Annotated in this window: 12 protein-coding genes; 6 read left to right on the top strand and 6 right to left on the bottom strand. The window is 40.8% G+C overall.

Annotation, left to right across the window (positions count from 1 at the left end):
• Positions 1 to 95 precede the first annotated feature (95 nt).
• From I8751_RS20210 to I8751_RS20190, 5 genes are all read left to right on the top strand, one after another.
• Positions 96 to 2,315, top strand: coding sequence for a tetratricopeptide repeat protein (locus I8751_RS20210; protein ID WP_214440901.1), 2,220 nt, complete (start codon positions 96 to 98; stop codon positions 2,313 to 2,315).
• 532 nt (positions 2,316 to 2,847) lie between these two features.
• Positions 2,848 to 4,179: a calcium-binding protein gene (locus tag I8751_RS20205; RefSeq protein WP_214440900.1), complete on the top strand. Its 1,332-nt coding sequence runs from the start codon at positions 2,848 to 2,850 to the stop codon at positions 4,177 to 4,179.
• A gap of 284 nt (positions 4,180 to 4,463) precedes the next feature.
• Positions 4,464 to 5,249, top strand: coding sequence for a hypothetical protein (locus I8751_RS20200; RefSeq protein WP_214440899.1), 786 nt, complete (start codon positions 4,464 to 4,466; stop codon positions 5,247 to 5,249).
• Between the two features lie 389 nt (positions 5,250 to 5,638).
• A complete protein-coding gene (locus tag I8751_RS20195; protein ID WP_214440898.1) occupies positions 5,639 to 6,859 on the top strand; it encodes an MFS transporter in 1,221 nt (406 codons plus the stop codon).
• A gap of 112 nt (positions 6,860 to 6,971) precedes the next feature.
• The gene (locus I8751_RS20190) at positions 6,972 to 7,949 is read left to right on the top strand and encodes a hypothetical protein (RefSeq protein WP_214440897.1); all 978 of its coding nucleotides are present in this window, start codon (positions 6,972 to 6,974) and stop codon (positions 7,947 to 7,949) included.
• Here I8751_RS20190 and I8751_RS20185 read toward each other — a convergent pair.
• From I8751_RS20185 to I8751_RS20165, 5 genes are all read right to left on the bottom strand, one after another.
• Positions 7,914 to 8,543 carry a GDSL-type esterase/lipase family protein gene (locus I8751_RS20185; RefSeq protein WP_214440896.1) on the bottom strand — a complete coding sequence of 210 codons (630 nt, stop codon included), beginning with the start codon at positions 8,541 to 8,543 and terminating at the stop codon, positions 7,914 to 7,916. The two genes, I8751_RS20190 and I8751_RS20185, sit on opposite strands and share 36 nt — an antisense overlap.
• Positions 8,544 to 8,567: 24 nt before the next feature.
• Entirely contained in the window at positions 8,568 to 9,374 is an 807-nt protein-coding gene (locus tag I8751_RS20180; RefSeq protein ID WP_214440895.1) for an aminoglycoside N(3)-acetyltransferase, read from the bottom strand.
• A 131-nt stretch (positions 9,375 to 9,505) separates the two neighbouring features.
• Positions 9,506 to 9,841 (bottom strand): ribulose bisphosphate carboxylase small subunit, encoded by a 336-nt coding sequence (locus tag I8751_RS20175; RefSeq protein WP_214440894.1) that lies wholly within the window; start codon positions 9,839 to 9,841, stop codon positions 9,506 to 9,508.
• 55 nt (positions 9,842 to 9,896) lie between these two features.
• Entirely contained in the window at positions 9,897 to 10,295 is a 399-nt protein-coding gene (rcbX, locus tag I8751_RS20170; RefSeq protein ID WP_214440893.1) for a RuBisCO chaperone RbcX, read from the bottom strand.
• Between the two features lie 94 nt (positions 10,296 to 10,389).
• Entirely contained in the window at positions 10,390 to 11,820 is a 1,431-nt protein-coding gene (locus I8751_RS20165) for a form I ribulose bisphosphate carboxylase large subunit (protein WP_214440892.1), read from the bottom strand.
• 906 nt (positions 11,821 to 12,726) lie between these two features.
• Between I8751_RS20165 and I8751_RS20160 the strand changes: the two genes are divergently transcribed.
• Complete coding sequence (locus I8751_RS20160) at positions 12,727 to 13,257, top strand: GNAT family N-acetyltransferase (RefSeq protein WP_214440891.1); 531 nt, start codon at positions 12,727 to 12,729, stop codon at positions 13,255 to 13,257.
• 219 nt (positions 13,258 to 13,476) lie between these two features.
• On the opposite strand, the gene I8751_RS20155 is transcribed toward I8751_RS20160, so the two are convergent.
• The gene (locus tag I8751_RS20155; RefSeq protein ID WP_214440890.1) at positions 13,477 to 14,532 is read right to left on the bottom strand and encodes a hypothetical protein; all 1,056 of its coding nucleotides are present in this window, start codon (positions 14,530 to 14,532) and stop codon (positions 13,477 to 13,479) included.
• Positions 14,533 to 15,093 lie beyond the last annotated feature (561 nt).

Here is a 15,093-nt window from a genome sequence, read left to right as displayed (position 1 = left end):
TACCTAAAGGTCGAGGAGTGTCAAGCTTCTTAAATTACGAATTACGAATTGGTATTTAAGAGGATATAAACTGTATCTTTGGCTCTTTAGCCGCCATGAGCGTGAATGATACTGCACACTCCAATAATTTTGCTTGGAATCGGCAAGTCTATCACCGTCTAAAACTTGCCCTCAGTCTTGACTTACGGCGGCAACTCTTTTTAGCGGTCTGTGATGATTTACACTTAAGAAATCAAGTGGCAGCTCGCTTGCATTCAACTTTGGCTTATCCAGTTGGACAAGTACTATATCAGCCATTACATGGACAGGCAATTAGTACTCCAGCCTATCCGCGATTGGTGACTTTGAGGTTGAATTTAAGCGATCCAAATCCCATAGCTCAGATTAATCAATGGTTAGCCAATTATCCACCACCAATTGTAGGTGCATCAAAAGATACACCTGGAAGACCCTTACCTATACCAACATTTCAGATTGTAGGTGTGGAACAACTAACGAAGCAATCTGTTGCTGTACAGCGTTCTTTTTTACATCATCTACGTTTAGGCGAACAGTATTTTTCTGGCCAAGAATCTAGTCGATTTATTGAATCTAGCGTTTTGTTGTGGGTATCGCGCCCTTGGTTATCTGCTATTCAGCAGTCGGTTCCTCAATTTTGGCGTTGGCGTACTGGTGTATTTATGTTTGCTGGAGAACCTACACCAACGACAAACAATCCAGACTATCCAGAACGTTTTTCCAATTCAAGAAGTTTAGATTTAAAAAATCTGGAGCAATCCATTTTAGATGAACTAGATGAATCGGTCATTGAAACAGAACCTCAAGGCGCTGATGTTACAGAAATAATCTTTGATGATGATTCAAATCTGACAGCACAAACGCCAGTAAAGCCAGCCGAAAAAGAATTAGAAATTACACCTGCACCCTCAAAATTATTGAAGACTGTGCCACACCAGCAGTTATCCACTGCTAGATCGAGTAGTAATAGTTCATCGCTGTCGTCGTTGACTCATGTGAGCAAAGAGTTAAAAGAGTTAGTCATAGCAACGATTAATCCGAAAATTGCTCAAGATAGAGGAGATAATTGGCAACCGCAACAAGTTTTGTTGGAAATTGAGGAGTTACATTCACAGCAAGCTTCTGGGGAAGTTTTAGCAGCAGCTTATCACCAGTTAGGAAACTTATATCGGTTTCGCATTGAGCAAGGACAGTCAAATCTAGAAAATTTGATGGTAGCAATTGTTGCCTATCAAGAAGCGATCGCTTACGATGATGCCTCACCTCAACTTCCAGATATTTTAAATGACTTGGGTACACTTTACTGGATGCTACATCGCATACCGCCCAATTCAGCGGAAGGACAAACTTACATAGAGCAGGGAATTGAATTTTATCAATTTGCTTTAAAGTCAATTTCACCACAGACACATCCAGAAACTTATGCGCGGGTACAAAATAATCTGGGAACAGCTTATGGTGATTTAGCCCGTTTTTCTCAACCAGCCGAAAATTGGCAGCAAGCAGTTTCTGCTTATAATGAAGCACTATGCTATCGTACAGCCGCAATAGACCCTTTAAAGTATGCGGCTTGCCAGAACAATTTAGGTACTGCTTATTGGCATTTAGGACAACACAATCAACCAGTGGTACATTTGCAGCAAGCGATCGCAGCTTATAATGAAGCACTTGTTCATTACAGCCCAGAACAAGAACCACTCAAATATGGCATGATTCAAAATAATATCGGCACTGCCTACTGGAATCTTGCACAATACGAACAACCAGCCCAAAATTTAAAATTAGCTATTGATGTCTACCGCGAAGCTTTAAAATATCGGACTCCAGCTAATGTTCCCAGTGCTTGCGCCGCTACACAAAATAATCTTGGGACTGCTTACTGGCATTTAGCAAATTTATCTGAGACAACTAAAGATGTTAGACAAGCTTTACTGAAATTGTGTATTCATGCTTACGAAGAAGCCATTGCCTTAGCTCACTCACTTAGTAATACATCTTTAAATTTTGATTTGTTTGCTGCTTACAATAACCTAGGATTAGCCCATTATCAGTTAGTCACAGACCAATCTTTTGCTGGTGACAAAGCAACGCGATCGCAACATTTAGAAGCAGCGTTAAATAACCATTTGCAAGCTTTAAAGGGATTGAGGCAACAACCAGAAGCTTATCAAACAACCTTAACTTATATTGTGAAAACAATTCGGGCTTTCCACAATGAATTAGGCATACAAGGACAAAATCTGGCTTTATCTAAAGTTCCTGGTTATTTAATACCAGAAATTCTCCCGAAATTGTAATTAAAAATTGCTGGCTTCTCGAACTTAATATTTTAATTTATTTCTGTAAATTTACTTAGAAATTATAAGTAAAAAATATTCAAAATGCTAACGCCATAAACCTCTCTATTTTTTATTTTTTCAAGGTCAATTCCTTTGATTCCTTGACTTTTGTACTTCAGGGCTACCTGCTTGCTGTGTTGTTTGGTAGGGGTTACAGAAGACAAAGGGGCGATAGTAATTCTTTAGGTAAAAATCTACGGTATGAAATAGTACCCCTGAGGGTACTACTGAAGAAAAAAATTTTATGTGACTATTTTGATATTCAGGATTCAGCATTAATACTTGATAATTTTTGATTGATGTTTGGGAAGGCGATCGCTTTTTTTGGTGAATCCTATTCCTTCAAATATCCCTGATTTCATCAAATTCATCCTCTATTAGGCGAATAGTGAGTATTTAACCAGGAATTAATCATTTTGTTAGTTGTAATACAAAAGTATTACAACTAACAAACACGTTTGATCAGCAAAACCAAAATAAGGTATAAATTATGGCTACTATTGTTGGTACTGCTAACGATGACTTATTATCGGGCACTAGTAATGACGATCAGATTTTTGGTCGTGGAGGCAATGACAACATCTCCGGTGGTCTGGGAAATGACCTGATTGACGGTGGAAACGGTAATGACACCTTGGCAGGTAATGCCGGCGATGACACCTTCAGAGGTAGTCGGGGTGACGACAGCATTGATGGCGGAGATGGCATTGATACCGCAGACTATAGTAGCCTGGGTAAAAAAATTACCCTCTCAGGTGTAGGGACAATTGAAAAAGCTGGTGGATTCGGAAAAGACCAACTTTTTAAAGTAGAAACAGTTATTGCTGATGCTAGTGTTGCCAACAACACTATAGATGCATCCCAATCTTTGCCTGGAGTACCTGCAGTTGTTGACCTGGAAGCTGAGACTATATCTGCCCTTAACGTTCCTGGTCTAGGAACATTAACATTTAATGTCATCAACTTTGTCAATATCAAAGGCACAAATGAAAGTGACAGTATTATTGGCAACAACCAAAGAAACCAATTATTCGGGAATGATGGCGATGACAGCATTGATGGTAGAGGTGGCAATGACCTGATTGACGGTGGAGGCGGTAACGACAAGTTGGCAGGTGGCGCAGGCGATGACACCTTCAAAGGCAGTCAAGGTAATGACAACATCGATGGTGGAGATGGTATTGATACCGCAAACTACAGCAAACTAGGTAAAAGCATTACTCTCTCAGGTGTAGGTGCAGTTGAAAAAGCTGGCAAATTCGGAACAGACCAACTTTTTAAAGTAGAAACAGTTATTGCTGATGCCAGTATTGCCAACAATACCATAGATGCATCGCAATCTTTGCCTGGGGTATTTATCACCGTTGACCTGCAAAACCAAAGTTTGGCTGCCAATAACGTTCCTGGTTTGGGGACATTGCCATTTACGGTAATCAATTTTGACAATGTTATCGGTACAAATGAAAGTGACATCATCACCGGGGACAACCAAAATAACCAATTAGTCGGCAATGATGGCAATGATATTATCTCCGGTGGTCTAGGCAAAGACTCCATCACTGGTGGACAAGGTGATGATATTCTCACAGGTGGCTTTGGTGCAGATAAGTTTATTTTCAATAGCCTCAAGGATGGTCTTGATACTATCAAAGATTACGACTTTGCTCAAAAAGACGTAATCCAAGTTTCTAAAGTAGGGTTTGGTACTACTAACATTAGCGACTTTTCTTTCGACACCTCAAGCGGTAACTTGTCTTTCTTAGGAAATCAATTTGCCTTCCTTGAAAATCTTCCATCCAATTTGAGTATTCAGTTGGTCTAAAACTAAAAAGATTTTTTCAGCTTGTTGTGTAAGCACTGCCTAGTCGTTTACTAGTGCCAAAATGAGAATAGTATAGACACAAGTAATTGAGTTTGTATTCAGATTAAGTTTGTGTTGCAAAAAAATGATGAGAGACTGGTGAAAATATGTCAACTCTTACCAACTAGCGTCAACAAATTTTTGCAACACAATTATTGAAAACGACAGTTGCTTACAATTTATCAGTTAGAGCTACACATGTTTTTGATATATTCACTACGTAGAGAGCAAAATTTTTGAATTTTATGAAAAAAGAATCTTTCAACTTTTACATTAAACGTTTACCAGTAATCACAGCTATAATAACAATCATTTCACAGCCAGTTAAAGCAGCGACATTTCTAGTAACTGAACGTGCTGTTTTCGGAGGCAATGATGAAGTTGATTGGGTAAGTTTAGGTAAAGTATTTAATCCCTCTGCTCCTGATTTTTCTACTTTTTTACCAAACTCTTTTATCACCACATCTCAGGGTGATTTAAAGTTAAATGTAAATATAAATCCAACCTCAAATCCTCAGATTACTCCACCGTTTGTCTTTCAAACTTTACCCCCACCTGGCATTCGGACTAACTTCGCCCCAGGAGATTTTATTCTCTTCGGAGGTATAGACCCAACAGGTTTTCAACCTCTTCCTCCTGGTGCCCCTGATCCTCGAACTCAGGGTAATGGAGGGCCTTTTAGCATTAGTTTTGACCGTCCTGTTTTTGGTGCTGGTACTCAGATAGCTGTAGACATTAGTAACTTAGAAGTTGAAACTTTTATCAGCGCTTTTGATAATGTTAATAACCTATTGGGTACTTTCTCAGTTCTAAGTACTTCGTCGCTAGCATTAGATAATTCGGCAGTGTTTTTGGGGATTCGTAGTGACACTCCCAACATCTCGCGGCTCGTTTTTAGCAGTTCTTCTCCACAATACGGCTTGGCTATTAATCAGGTCAGCATTATTGCAGTTCCCGAACCAGCTTTTATCTTGGCGATATTAGCTTTTGGTATTTCAGGTACTGTTTTGAAACTACGCCAACACACTTAAAATTACTACAGCGTTGTAATAGCTTTCATTTAATAAGTTATAAATTTCAGACACACTCCAACTTAGGTAAACACTTAAGTTCCACAATATTATTTTTAACCAAATTAAACTCAATGCCATACAAAGAATTAGAAAATATCATCGACACTAAGATACAAAAAGCTATACGAAAGCATGAGACGATAGTTGCTTTCATTAGTAGTATTATTGGCTTGATTTTTATAATTGGTTTATTTCACGCTATTTTGCTCAACCACGCTCAAATTCAAACACAATGTTTCGGGAATTGATTACTTTGTTAGGTTGAATGAGTATTGAACATCAAGGGTTACTTGATGTTCAAAAAGCGAATCAAAATTACATATATTCTTTGGTAAGAAATTGCAATTATGGATACTAAAAATAGTAGCAAGGCTATATTTGTCTTATTTTTGACTGTATTTATAGACTTGCTGGGTTTCGGAATTATCCTACCCATACTACCTTTGTATGCTGAACAATTTGGTGCAAAACCTCATGAAGCGACTTTACTTGTAGCTATTTATTCTTTAATGCAGTTCTTATTTACACCATTATGGGGCAGATTTAGCGATCGCTACGGTCGCCGTCCGATTTTATTACTGACTTTATTAGGTTCTATAATTGCATACACAGGGTTAGGCTTTGCCAACTCATTATGGATTTTGTTTATTGCTCGTGGTCTTGCCGGGATTATGGCAGGGAATATTGCTACTGCTCAGGCGTACATAGCAGATATTACCACGCCAACTAATCGAGCGCGCGGTATGGGCATAATAGGTGCAGCTTTTGGCCTTGGCTTCATTCTCGGCCCTGCTATTGGAGGTATTTTAGTAGGGTCAGACCCGGATAACGCCAACTTCCATTTACCGTCGTTGTTCGCAGGCGGATTATCTTTATTAGCATTGCTTTGTGCTTTGATGTTACTTCCAGAATCTTTAAATTCTGAGACTAAAGCCAAAATTACAGCTCATCGCTACCGTCAACAACGGCTAAACTTGCTACAACTGTCACAGCGTCCACAGTTTTGTATGCTTGCTATCATCTACTTTTTAGTGACTTTTGCTGTTGCGGCTATGGACTCTACATTGGCTTTATGGTCTAAGCAACAATTAAACTGGGGCCCTCAACAAACAAGTTATCTTTTTGCCTTCATGGGGATTGTATGCACAATCGTTCAAGGAGGACTCATCGGATTCCTTAAGAAACGCTTGGGTGAAATAAAGCTCCTTACCTGGGGGATATTAGGATTAGGTTTAGGATTATTGTTTATTGGATTTTCACAAAGCTTAATTTTATTGTTGGTCGCCACCGCACTTGTAGCATGGGGAATTAGTGTCAGCCAACCAATATTGAACAGTTTGATTTCCCAGATTACAGCCGCAGAAGAACAAGGACAAATACTAGGGATTGCTAGTTCTTTCTCTGCCTTGGCACGTATTGTAGGACCAATATGGGCAGGTGTTAGTTTCATGAAATTTGGGATTGATGCACCTTTTTTGAGTGGTTCTTTAGTAATGCTGGTAGCTTTGACTTTGAGTTTGCGAGTGACTAAAAGCACATCTGAATTAAAAGCAGAACGTGTCGCTTAAAAATATTGATTTAAAAGTAAAAAAAGTCTTAATTACGAATTACGTTAGCGCAGCGTAAAGCCTGCGGCATAGCTACGCTTAGAGCGACGCAGGAGCGTCATTACGAACTATTATGACAGGTCGCCGAGTCTTATTTTTAGGCATCTTTGTAAGCATTATCCTCACCTACGCAATTTGGCTGGGTGGGAGCATTCCTGCAAGCATCACCAAACTTCCTGACCAAGGACTAAACTGGTACTACTGGAAACTTCCCAACCCGACATTTTGGAGCCGAGCGACGGCTTGGGGTATGTACCTTGGACATCAGTTTAGCATCTGGGCGTGTATCTTATGGGCGCAGCGATCGCAGCTGAAATATAAAACAGCGTTGCACCCGATTAATTACCTCATGCTTGCCATTAATATTGCATTCATCGCTTTACATTTTTTCCAGACCTATATTTGGTACGATGCTCTGGCTCAAGATACTTCAATTTGGGCTTCTCAAGGTGCGGTTGTACTTTTACTGGTTTTCGTACTGATTTTAGAAACGCCTCGACGTGGTTTGCTTTTTGGCAATTCTGTTCCATTTCATCAACAGTTTTTGCAAATTATCAAGCTCTACCACGGTTACTTTTTCTCCTTCGCCGCTATTTATACCTTCTGGTATCATCCAATGGAAGCGACTTTGGGGCACTTAATTGGTTTTCTCTATATGTTTTTGCTTTTACTACAATCGTCGTTAATATTTAACCGCACCCATACAAACCGTTGGTGGACATTCATTTTGGAAATTACGGTACTTTTACATAGTGTAGTTGTATCGTGGATGCTAGGACAAAGCAAGTGGCCGACATTTCTCTTTGGTTTTCTTGGCATTCTAGTGCTTACCCAACTCCACGGTCTACCTGTGGGTATCTTGACTAAACGTACTATCTACGGAGCCTTTTTAGTAAGTGTAGTGGCCGTTTATGGATTGACCGAACGCGGCTTGGGCAGAATTTACGAAATAACTTATATCCCTATGATTGAGTTTGGTCTAGTTGGCGCGATTTACTTAATATTTTTGTTCATTTTATGGACAATTTCCCGTTTCCTCAAACCAATTTAGCCAAGCATCCCAATTTTCTACAATTCTGGCAAGCTCTGCATAACCTGCTGCTCTGGGATGTGCGCCGTCATTGGCTCTTGCTTCATCTATCCAAATATTGGACTTTTCTAATATAGAAAAAGCATTTAAATAAGGCACATTAAGCTCATGACAAACTAAAGCAAATTGTTTTGCTAAATCAGCAATCCTTTGATTTTGCCCATCATCCGCCAATGGCAGTGGACTGACCATTAAAACAGGATATAACTGTTTGGCATCACTTAAAATATTACGAACATTTTCAATTGATTGCGTCGGTGTAACACGAAGTTTACCGTTTTCTATTGTTGTATCGTTTACGCCAAAACAAAATACAACTCTGCCATCATATTCTTTTGGTAAACGATAGGAAACTTCTTGCAGCCAACGATTTTTAAGTTCAGTACTCGTTTCTCGCCGAACTCCTAAATTATAGTAGGTAATGTCATTACCTTTTTGATTAGCACTAACACATATTCTCCCTGCCCAACCTAAACATTCAGGGTCGCCTGTACCATTGACGAAAGATTCACCAACAAAACAAATTCTGATTTGAAGCTCGGATTTTTCAGTCATAAAATCTCCTCTTATTTACCAAGTTTACTTGGAATTTGTTGTTAGCCAACTGACTGCAAAATCTACAGCATCTCTAATAGCAAATAGCTTGGTTTGTGCAGAACCAACTGTTGAAACTTGGACATGACCAGTTTGTTCAAAAGCTTCGCCCATATCAACAAAACAGTCATCATTAAATTCAATGTCTGTATACACTTTCCAGACTCGCTGCCCCCCTTCCAAAATTGGCGCACCCCTGTTAATTCGTTGTGTTCCATTAACTCGATATTCGGCTAGATGAAAACTGGTGCAATTGTCGTATCCAACTCCCAGTAATAGCACGCAACCGTTCAAGTCATAAAGACGAGCTAATGGTGAACTTTCTCCAAGGGAGTTGTCAAGTGAATGATTTAAGACAATCTCTTTGGAGTACTTTCCCCAAGCAGCAAACGAAACCGCTGGATGAGAACTTCGTACTACATTTTGCCAAGTTCGGAAAGCTTCAACAATCTTACCCATCCCTCGCGTAGGAGTCGTTTTAGGATCAAAAGCTGGCATAGTTTCACGGATAATCGACCACCAACCAGGAGGAACGGGTGGTGCTTGCCATACAGCAGGGTCAGACAAATCACCAGAATGGGTAGGCATTATCAGAGTCCCTGCGGGTGTAATGACATCCATCAATGCCTGAACCACTGCAACTGAACCACCACAAACCCATCCCATTGAACTGAGAGAAGAGTGTACTATCACTGTCATACCTGAGCTTAAACCTGCGTTTAACAAGTCCTTAGCCAGATTTTGACGAGTACGAGGTGACGTTGTATTGACAATTACTCTTGATTCACTCATGTTGCCTGTAAACAGAGCTAGTTTTCAAATTAGTCTTCTTAATAAAGAAGAGAGGTAGAAAACTCTACCTCTCCAGTGGGGGACAGAAAAATTAATTAAGCTTCCCCATAACTAATTTCAGCCTGTCAGCTTTAGTATCTGCTAGTGTTGGGTTTGTGAATGATAAAGCTGAGAACTTGGCACTGCTTGATGTTGTCAAAGCCTACAACACGGATAAAGCAGTTGCTATATTGAGAACGGCAAGCTTGAACTTCGTTTAGTACTTCTTGAGTGGATTTAGCACCAAACAAAGGTAGTTTCCACATCGTCCAGAAGAATTCGGTTGGCTCAGAAACTTCGTTGAACTCAACTGCTGGAATATAACCTTGATTCAGGATGTACTGAACCTGTTTAGCAATTTGAGCATCAGTAAGAGGTGGAAGATAAGAAAGGGTTTCGTAACGACGCTCTTTTGGTAGAGTTTGCATGGCTGTTAATAAGGGGTGGCGATTTTTTATTACTAAGTTGACCGACTAACTGGATTTAGTTATCCAAATTCGGATCTGAGATTGTCTGTTGTTCAGGTTCAAGACTGGGGCTAGATAAATTGATTTGCGTGATGCGTTCTAAATGCTGGCGACGTTGTTCCATGTTGGCTTGCTGAATGCCAGTACAAACCATTTCCGGTAAAAACTCTGTGATTTCTGCCGCTATGTGTTCCCTGACAGTCATAATTCGCAATGCCAAATCTGGTTTCTCTCGGAACAGTTGCTCAATATATGCTTCTCCATCGTGAATTTTATCGGCGGAAAAGTTATGCAGCCAAAGTTCTAACGGAGGATTAGTTTCGCCTAGCTGTGCCAGTACTGTCTTCAGCGCCTGATATGTCAGGTAGCGTTGGAGAGTCTTGGCTGTGTCTTTCGCAATTTGCTTCAGATTCATGCTTGACCCCAGCCCACAAAAGTTAAGAATTATAAGTTAAGAGTTATTAAATTTATTTAACTCCTCATTCTTAACTCTTAACTCTTAACCTAGATCAGACGGTATCCATTGCTTCAAACTCGAACTTAATTTCTTTCCAAAGTTCGCAAGCAACAGCCAATTCAGGAGACCACTTGGCAGCTTCACGGATAACATCGTTACCTTCACGAGCCAAGTTGCGACCTTCGTTACGAGCTTGGATACAAGCTTCCAAAGCTACGCGGTTAGCGGTTGCACCAGGAGCATTACCCCAAGGGTGTCCGAGTGTACCACCACCGAATTGTAGTACAGAGTCATCACCGAAGATTTCTACCAATGCAGGCATGTGCCATACGTGGATACCACCAGAAGCAACTGCCATTACACCAGGCATAGAAGCCCAATCTTGAGTAAAGTAAATACCGCGAGACTTGTCTTGCTCAACGTAGTTTTCACGCAACAAGTCAACAAAACCCATTGTGATGCCGCGCTCACCTTCCAATTTACCAACCACTGTACCTGTGTGGATGTGATCACCACCAGACATCCGCAAGGTCTTAGCCAAAACGCGGAAGTGGATACCGTGGTTCTTTTGACGGTCGATAACAGCGTGCATAGCACGGTGGATGTGTAGCAGAATACCATTATCACGACACCAACGAGCCAAGGTGGTGTTAGCTGTGAAACCTGCGGTGAGGTAGTCGTGCATGATGATGGGCATTTTGAGTTCTTTAGCGAACTCAGCCCGTTGCAACATTTGTTCGCAGGTGGGGGCGGTAACGTTTAGGTAGTGACCTTTGATTTCGCCTGTTTCAGCTTGAGATTTGTGGATAGCGTCTGCTACAAATAAGAAGCGATCGCGCCACCGTTGGAATGGTGCAGAGTTGATGTTTTCGTCGTCTTTGGTGAAGTCCAAACCACCACGTAAACACTCGTATACAGCACGTCCGTAGTTCTTAGCAGACAAACCTAATTTGGGCTTAATGGTACAACCCAACAAAGGACGACCATATTTGTTTAATTTGTCGCGCTCAACTTGGATACCGTGAGGAGGCCCTTGGAAGGTCTTCAGGTAAGCAACAGGAATCCGTAAGTCTTCTAGACGCAGTGCCCGCAGAGCTTTAAAACCAAACACGTTACCTACAATAGAGGTCAACATGTTGGTAACGGAGCCTTCCTCGAACAAGTCCAAAGGATAAGCAACGTAACAAATGTACTGATTATCTTCACCAGCAACAGGTTCGATGTCATAACAACGACCTTTGTAGCGATCTAGGTCGGTGAGCAAATCTGTCCACACTGTTGTCCAAGTACCAGTGGAAGATTCAGCCGCTACAGCAGCACCTGCTTCTTCGGGGGGAACTCCAGGCTGAGGAGTCATCCGGAATGCTGCCAGAATATCTGTATCTTTAGGTGTGTAATCAGGTGTGTAATAAGTAAGTCTGTAATCTTTAACCCCGGCTTGATACCCTGATTTGCTCTGGGTCTTCGTTTGAGCGTAAGACATAAATTCCCTTCCAAGAAGTCACTCTGTATTACTTATCAAATCACGTTATGTGCAATTTTTTTTCACCTTTATTCCTTCCCGTTAGCAGGGAGGGGAAGAATAGGAAAAATGTTTTGTTAGAGGTTGGCTTTGGTACACGGTAGCGGCTTTTTTGCAACGAACATTTTGTTACAAATATTCTCCTCATCCAGAGGCGCATGATTGAGCGCTTCTGCTTTTTCCTTGTTCCATGAATAAAAATTCTCTTTTATTTCTTCCTCCGACCCCAATAAATCTTCATCAATTCAGCAAAAACTCCGCGCTTTGCGGAAAGTATGAGACTTTTCCCTGCATATCGGGTTAGTTATAGGGATTGCGCTTCATAGCACATATTCCCATCTCCGCACCCCTACCATGTTTCCTTTAATTGGAAAATAGACCAGGAGAGAATTTGCTTGACGGAAATTCAGCAGAGTGGTAGGTGAAAGATAAAAATTGCACACCACGTAATTTGTAACTTGTCTCACAATATATCAAGAATTTGATAAGTTATTCTTTGAAAGTTTTTAACTTATTTATTTAAAATTGTTATCTAATAATAATTTTAACAATTTATTAAGATAGTTTTACAAAAAGAGTGTAATAGTACATCTCCTATTTTAATATAAAAAAAAGGCTAGGGGCTAGAGTGGTGTATTTCATCCATATAAAACTGTTATGAGTAGAACGGCTTAAATAATTCACACTATGTCATTGCGCTTGGCGTTAGCCTTCTGTTTCAGAGACGCTACCGCGAACCCGCAGGGTATGAAACGAAGTGTAATGTTCGCGCAAGCGTTCCCGCAGGGTAGCAATCGCAACGGCTATGCAGATTTTGCATTCTGTTACATAGTTAGGCTTATTTTCACCGATTTACTTATAATACTTATGCATATTCCTCAACTTGAAACTCAGCGCTTGCTCTTACGTGGATTTCGAGAAGAAGACCTTGACGCTTACGCTGAAATGTGCGGTAACACCGATGTCATGCGCTACATCGGCAATGGTAAGCCCTTATCCTGTGAGGAATCTTGGCGAAATATGGCAATGATTGTTGGTCATTGGCAATTACGAGGCTATGGCATGTGGGCTGTTGAGGAACGCTTAACTGGTGAAATGATTGGTCGCATCGGCTGCTGGAAGCCTGAAGGTTGGATTGATTTTGAAATTGGCTGGACATTACGACAAGCTTTTTGGGGACGTGGTTTTGCAACGGAAGCAGCAAGGGTGGCGATGGATTATGCTTTTGAAAAGTTGCAGCGATCGCATGTGATCAGTTTGATTCGTCCACAGAATACTGCTTCAATACGAGTTGCCCAAAAATTAGGTGAAAAACTGGCAGGAAGGACAGAACTTTTGGGAAGTGAAGCACTTATTTACCGAATCAGTCGAGAAGATTGGCTAATGAACAAAAACTAGTAGAAAGGTAGGTTGGGTAAAACGTAGTGAAATCCAACAGAACTAAGGTTTTGGTGTTGGGTTTCGTTCCTCAACCCAACCTACATTTGTCTTAAATATTTTGTGAATTGGTATTACATACTTGCGGAATGATAATCGCTAAAGTTTGTATGATCGATCCTCTCGTCTACCGTATCTTCCAAAGTTAGAAAGGTCAGAGAAGATTGCCATTTTCAAGAGTTAACCAGTAACAGAATCTTCGTAAACAATAGCAAGCCCTTCATAATCTGCTCCAGGAATTCCGCCAGCCGCAGCAAAATCGACTCGGCCAAGTAAGAACGCACTTGCTCTGCCATCACCTATACCTAAACCTGGTGCGTTAAAATCGTCTAAGTAACCATATCTTGTAACGCCATTTACAACTGAGTCTGTAGGTTGGATCGCTATGACTTTCCCATCTTCTAGCAAACCTACAAGTCTTTGACCTCCGGGATCTGAGTTAGAAATTCTAGTAAATGCAAGTCCAGAATCCAAGTTGAGAGCAAGAGGCCTGTTATTTGCCAAACTACTATAGAGCGCAATCGGAGCAGATAATTGGCCAGTAAGCAGATCGACTTTGTAAAGATTGTTCTTCGTAGGGTCAGTTGCAGCGTCATCTATAGTTCTGATATCGCTAGCAAGAGCGCGATAACGACCAGGCATGAGATTATCAACAGTTAATCCATCAGCATATTTTCCAGGATTAGTGGGTGTAGTTCCCGCTATTTCAGCAGCAGTAGGAGTACTGTCTACAAGGCTAATAGTTCCAGGGGTAGACGTACTAATTTTGTAAAGAGAGCTTCCTATTGGCCCCTCATCTGAATCGTCATTTGAGCCAAGGTTGTAAAGAACAACTGGCTGAGAACTTACTGAGAAATCACGCCCAAAGTCAGCACCTGACTCACTACCAAAACGATTTAGGTTAGATGGAGTACGTGTTGGAGTCGCTATAGATGGTGAACCAAAAGGTCTATCAACAGCGCCAACTCGAATAGCGAGATCGGGATCTGTACCTAGTTTTGGTTCGTTAACTGCACTGACCCTTCTGCTAACGGGGTTAGTTCCCAAACCTTCTAGTTCAAAGCTAGCAGAAGTACTAGTTGGAACAGTAACCAAGCCTACTAGCTCAGGAATAACAGTAACACCAGACGATCCAGCAGGAGGGATGGCGAAACGAAAAACCTGCAACTGGTTTCCAGCTAAGCTAGGGTTAGCATCAGTGTCTCCGATTGTGTAGCCGTAATAACGCAAAACCATGAGATTTTCTCCTTAATTCATTTCTTGAAATTTCAGCAAGCATTCCAAATAGGTGCAAATTTCCCTGTGACTGGAAGTGTGGACAGTATTTGTACAACGAGCGACCTTAAAACCCGTAAAAAATAAGGTGGACAACCACTGCGGTAGATGGGTTTCCCAATACCAAACAAGTTGTATAGAAGCTCTCTTACAGTACAGGACTGTCAGCAATAGACTTCTTCGGCTACACAAGCAAAGTTTGCTTTGCAAGCTAAAACAAAAGGCTAGATTGCTTGATCGAACTTCGCTTGTATAGCGGCGAATTCTATTCGCTAGGTTATGTTTGCAAAATTGGGACGCTATTAAACTTTCGAGTGTTAATAGGCAAAGAGAAATTGACTCAAAACTGCTGTAGTTGATAGATAATTAACGACATTTTAGACTCTAGTGAATATCTCCAGAGCCAAAAAAATGTCAACATAACAGTCCTGTTTGATTTGTGAAAGTTATTTTAAAAACAACTGATAATTCACAATCTATATAAGACTGCTATACTAATTTCAAAGCTACATTATTTGCTAT

Source organism: Atlanticothrix silvestris CENA357 (genome assembly GCF_016056295.1).
GTDB classification, from domain to species: domain Bacteria; phylum Cyanobacteriota; class Cyanobacteriia; order Cyanobacteriales; family Nostocaceae; genus Atlanticothrix; species Atlanticothrix silvestris.
The sequence above is the reverse complement of the archived record's forward strand: the minus strand, read 5'-3'. Positions and strand labels throughout refer to the sequence as shown.

Coding starts and splice junctions, on each gene's coding strand:
- I8751_RS20205 (WP_214440900.1), top strand. CDS start 2,848: ATGGCTACTATTGTTGGTACTGCTAACGATGACTTATTATCGGGCACT.
- I8751_RS20210 (WP_214440901.1), top strand. CDS start 96: ATGAGCGTGAATGATACTGCACACTCCAATAATTTTGCTTGGAATCGG.
- I8751_RS20195 (WP_214440898.1), top strand. CDS start 5,639: ATGGATACTAAAAATAGTAGCAAGGCTATATTTGTCTTATTTTTGACT.
- I8751_RS20185 (WP_214440896.1), bottom strand. CDS start 8,543: ATGACTGAAAAATCCGAGCTTCAAATCAGAATTTGTTTTGTTGGTGAA.
- I8751_RS20190 (WP_214440897.1), top strand. CDS start 6,972: ATGACAGGTCGCCGAGTCTTATTTTTAGGCATCTTTGTAAGCATTATC.
- I8751_RS20155 (WP_214440890.1), bottom strand. CDS start 14,532: ATGGTTTTGCGTTATTACGGCTACACAATCGGAGACACTGATGCTAAC.
- I8751_RS20180 (WP_214440895.1), bottom strand. CDS start 9,374: ATGAGTGAATCAAGAGTAATTGTCAATACAACGTCACCTCGTACTCGT.
- I8751_RS20175 (WP_214440894.1), bottom strand. CDS start 9,841: ATGCAAACTCTACCAAAAGAGCGTCGTTACGAAACCCTTTCTTATCTT.
- I8751_RS20160 (WP_214440891.1), top strand. CDS start 12,727: ATGCATATTCCTCAACTTGAAACTCAGCGCTTGCTCTTACGTGGATTT.
- I8751_RS20200 (WP_214440899.1), top strand. CDS start 4,464: ATGAAAAAAGAATCTTTCAACTTTTACATTAAACGTTTACCAGTAATC.
- rcbX (WP_214440893.1), bottom strand. CDS start 10,295: ATGAATCTGAAGCAAATTGCGAAAGACACAGCCAAGACTCTCCAACGC.
- I8751_RS20165 (WP_214440892.1), bottom strand. CDS start 11,820: ATGTCTTACGCTCAAACGAAGACCCAGAGCAAATCAGGGTATCAAGCC.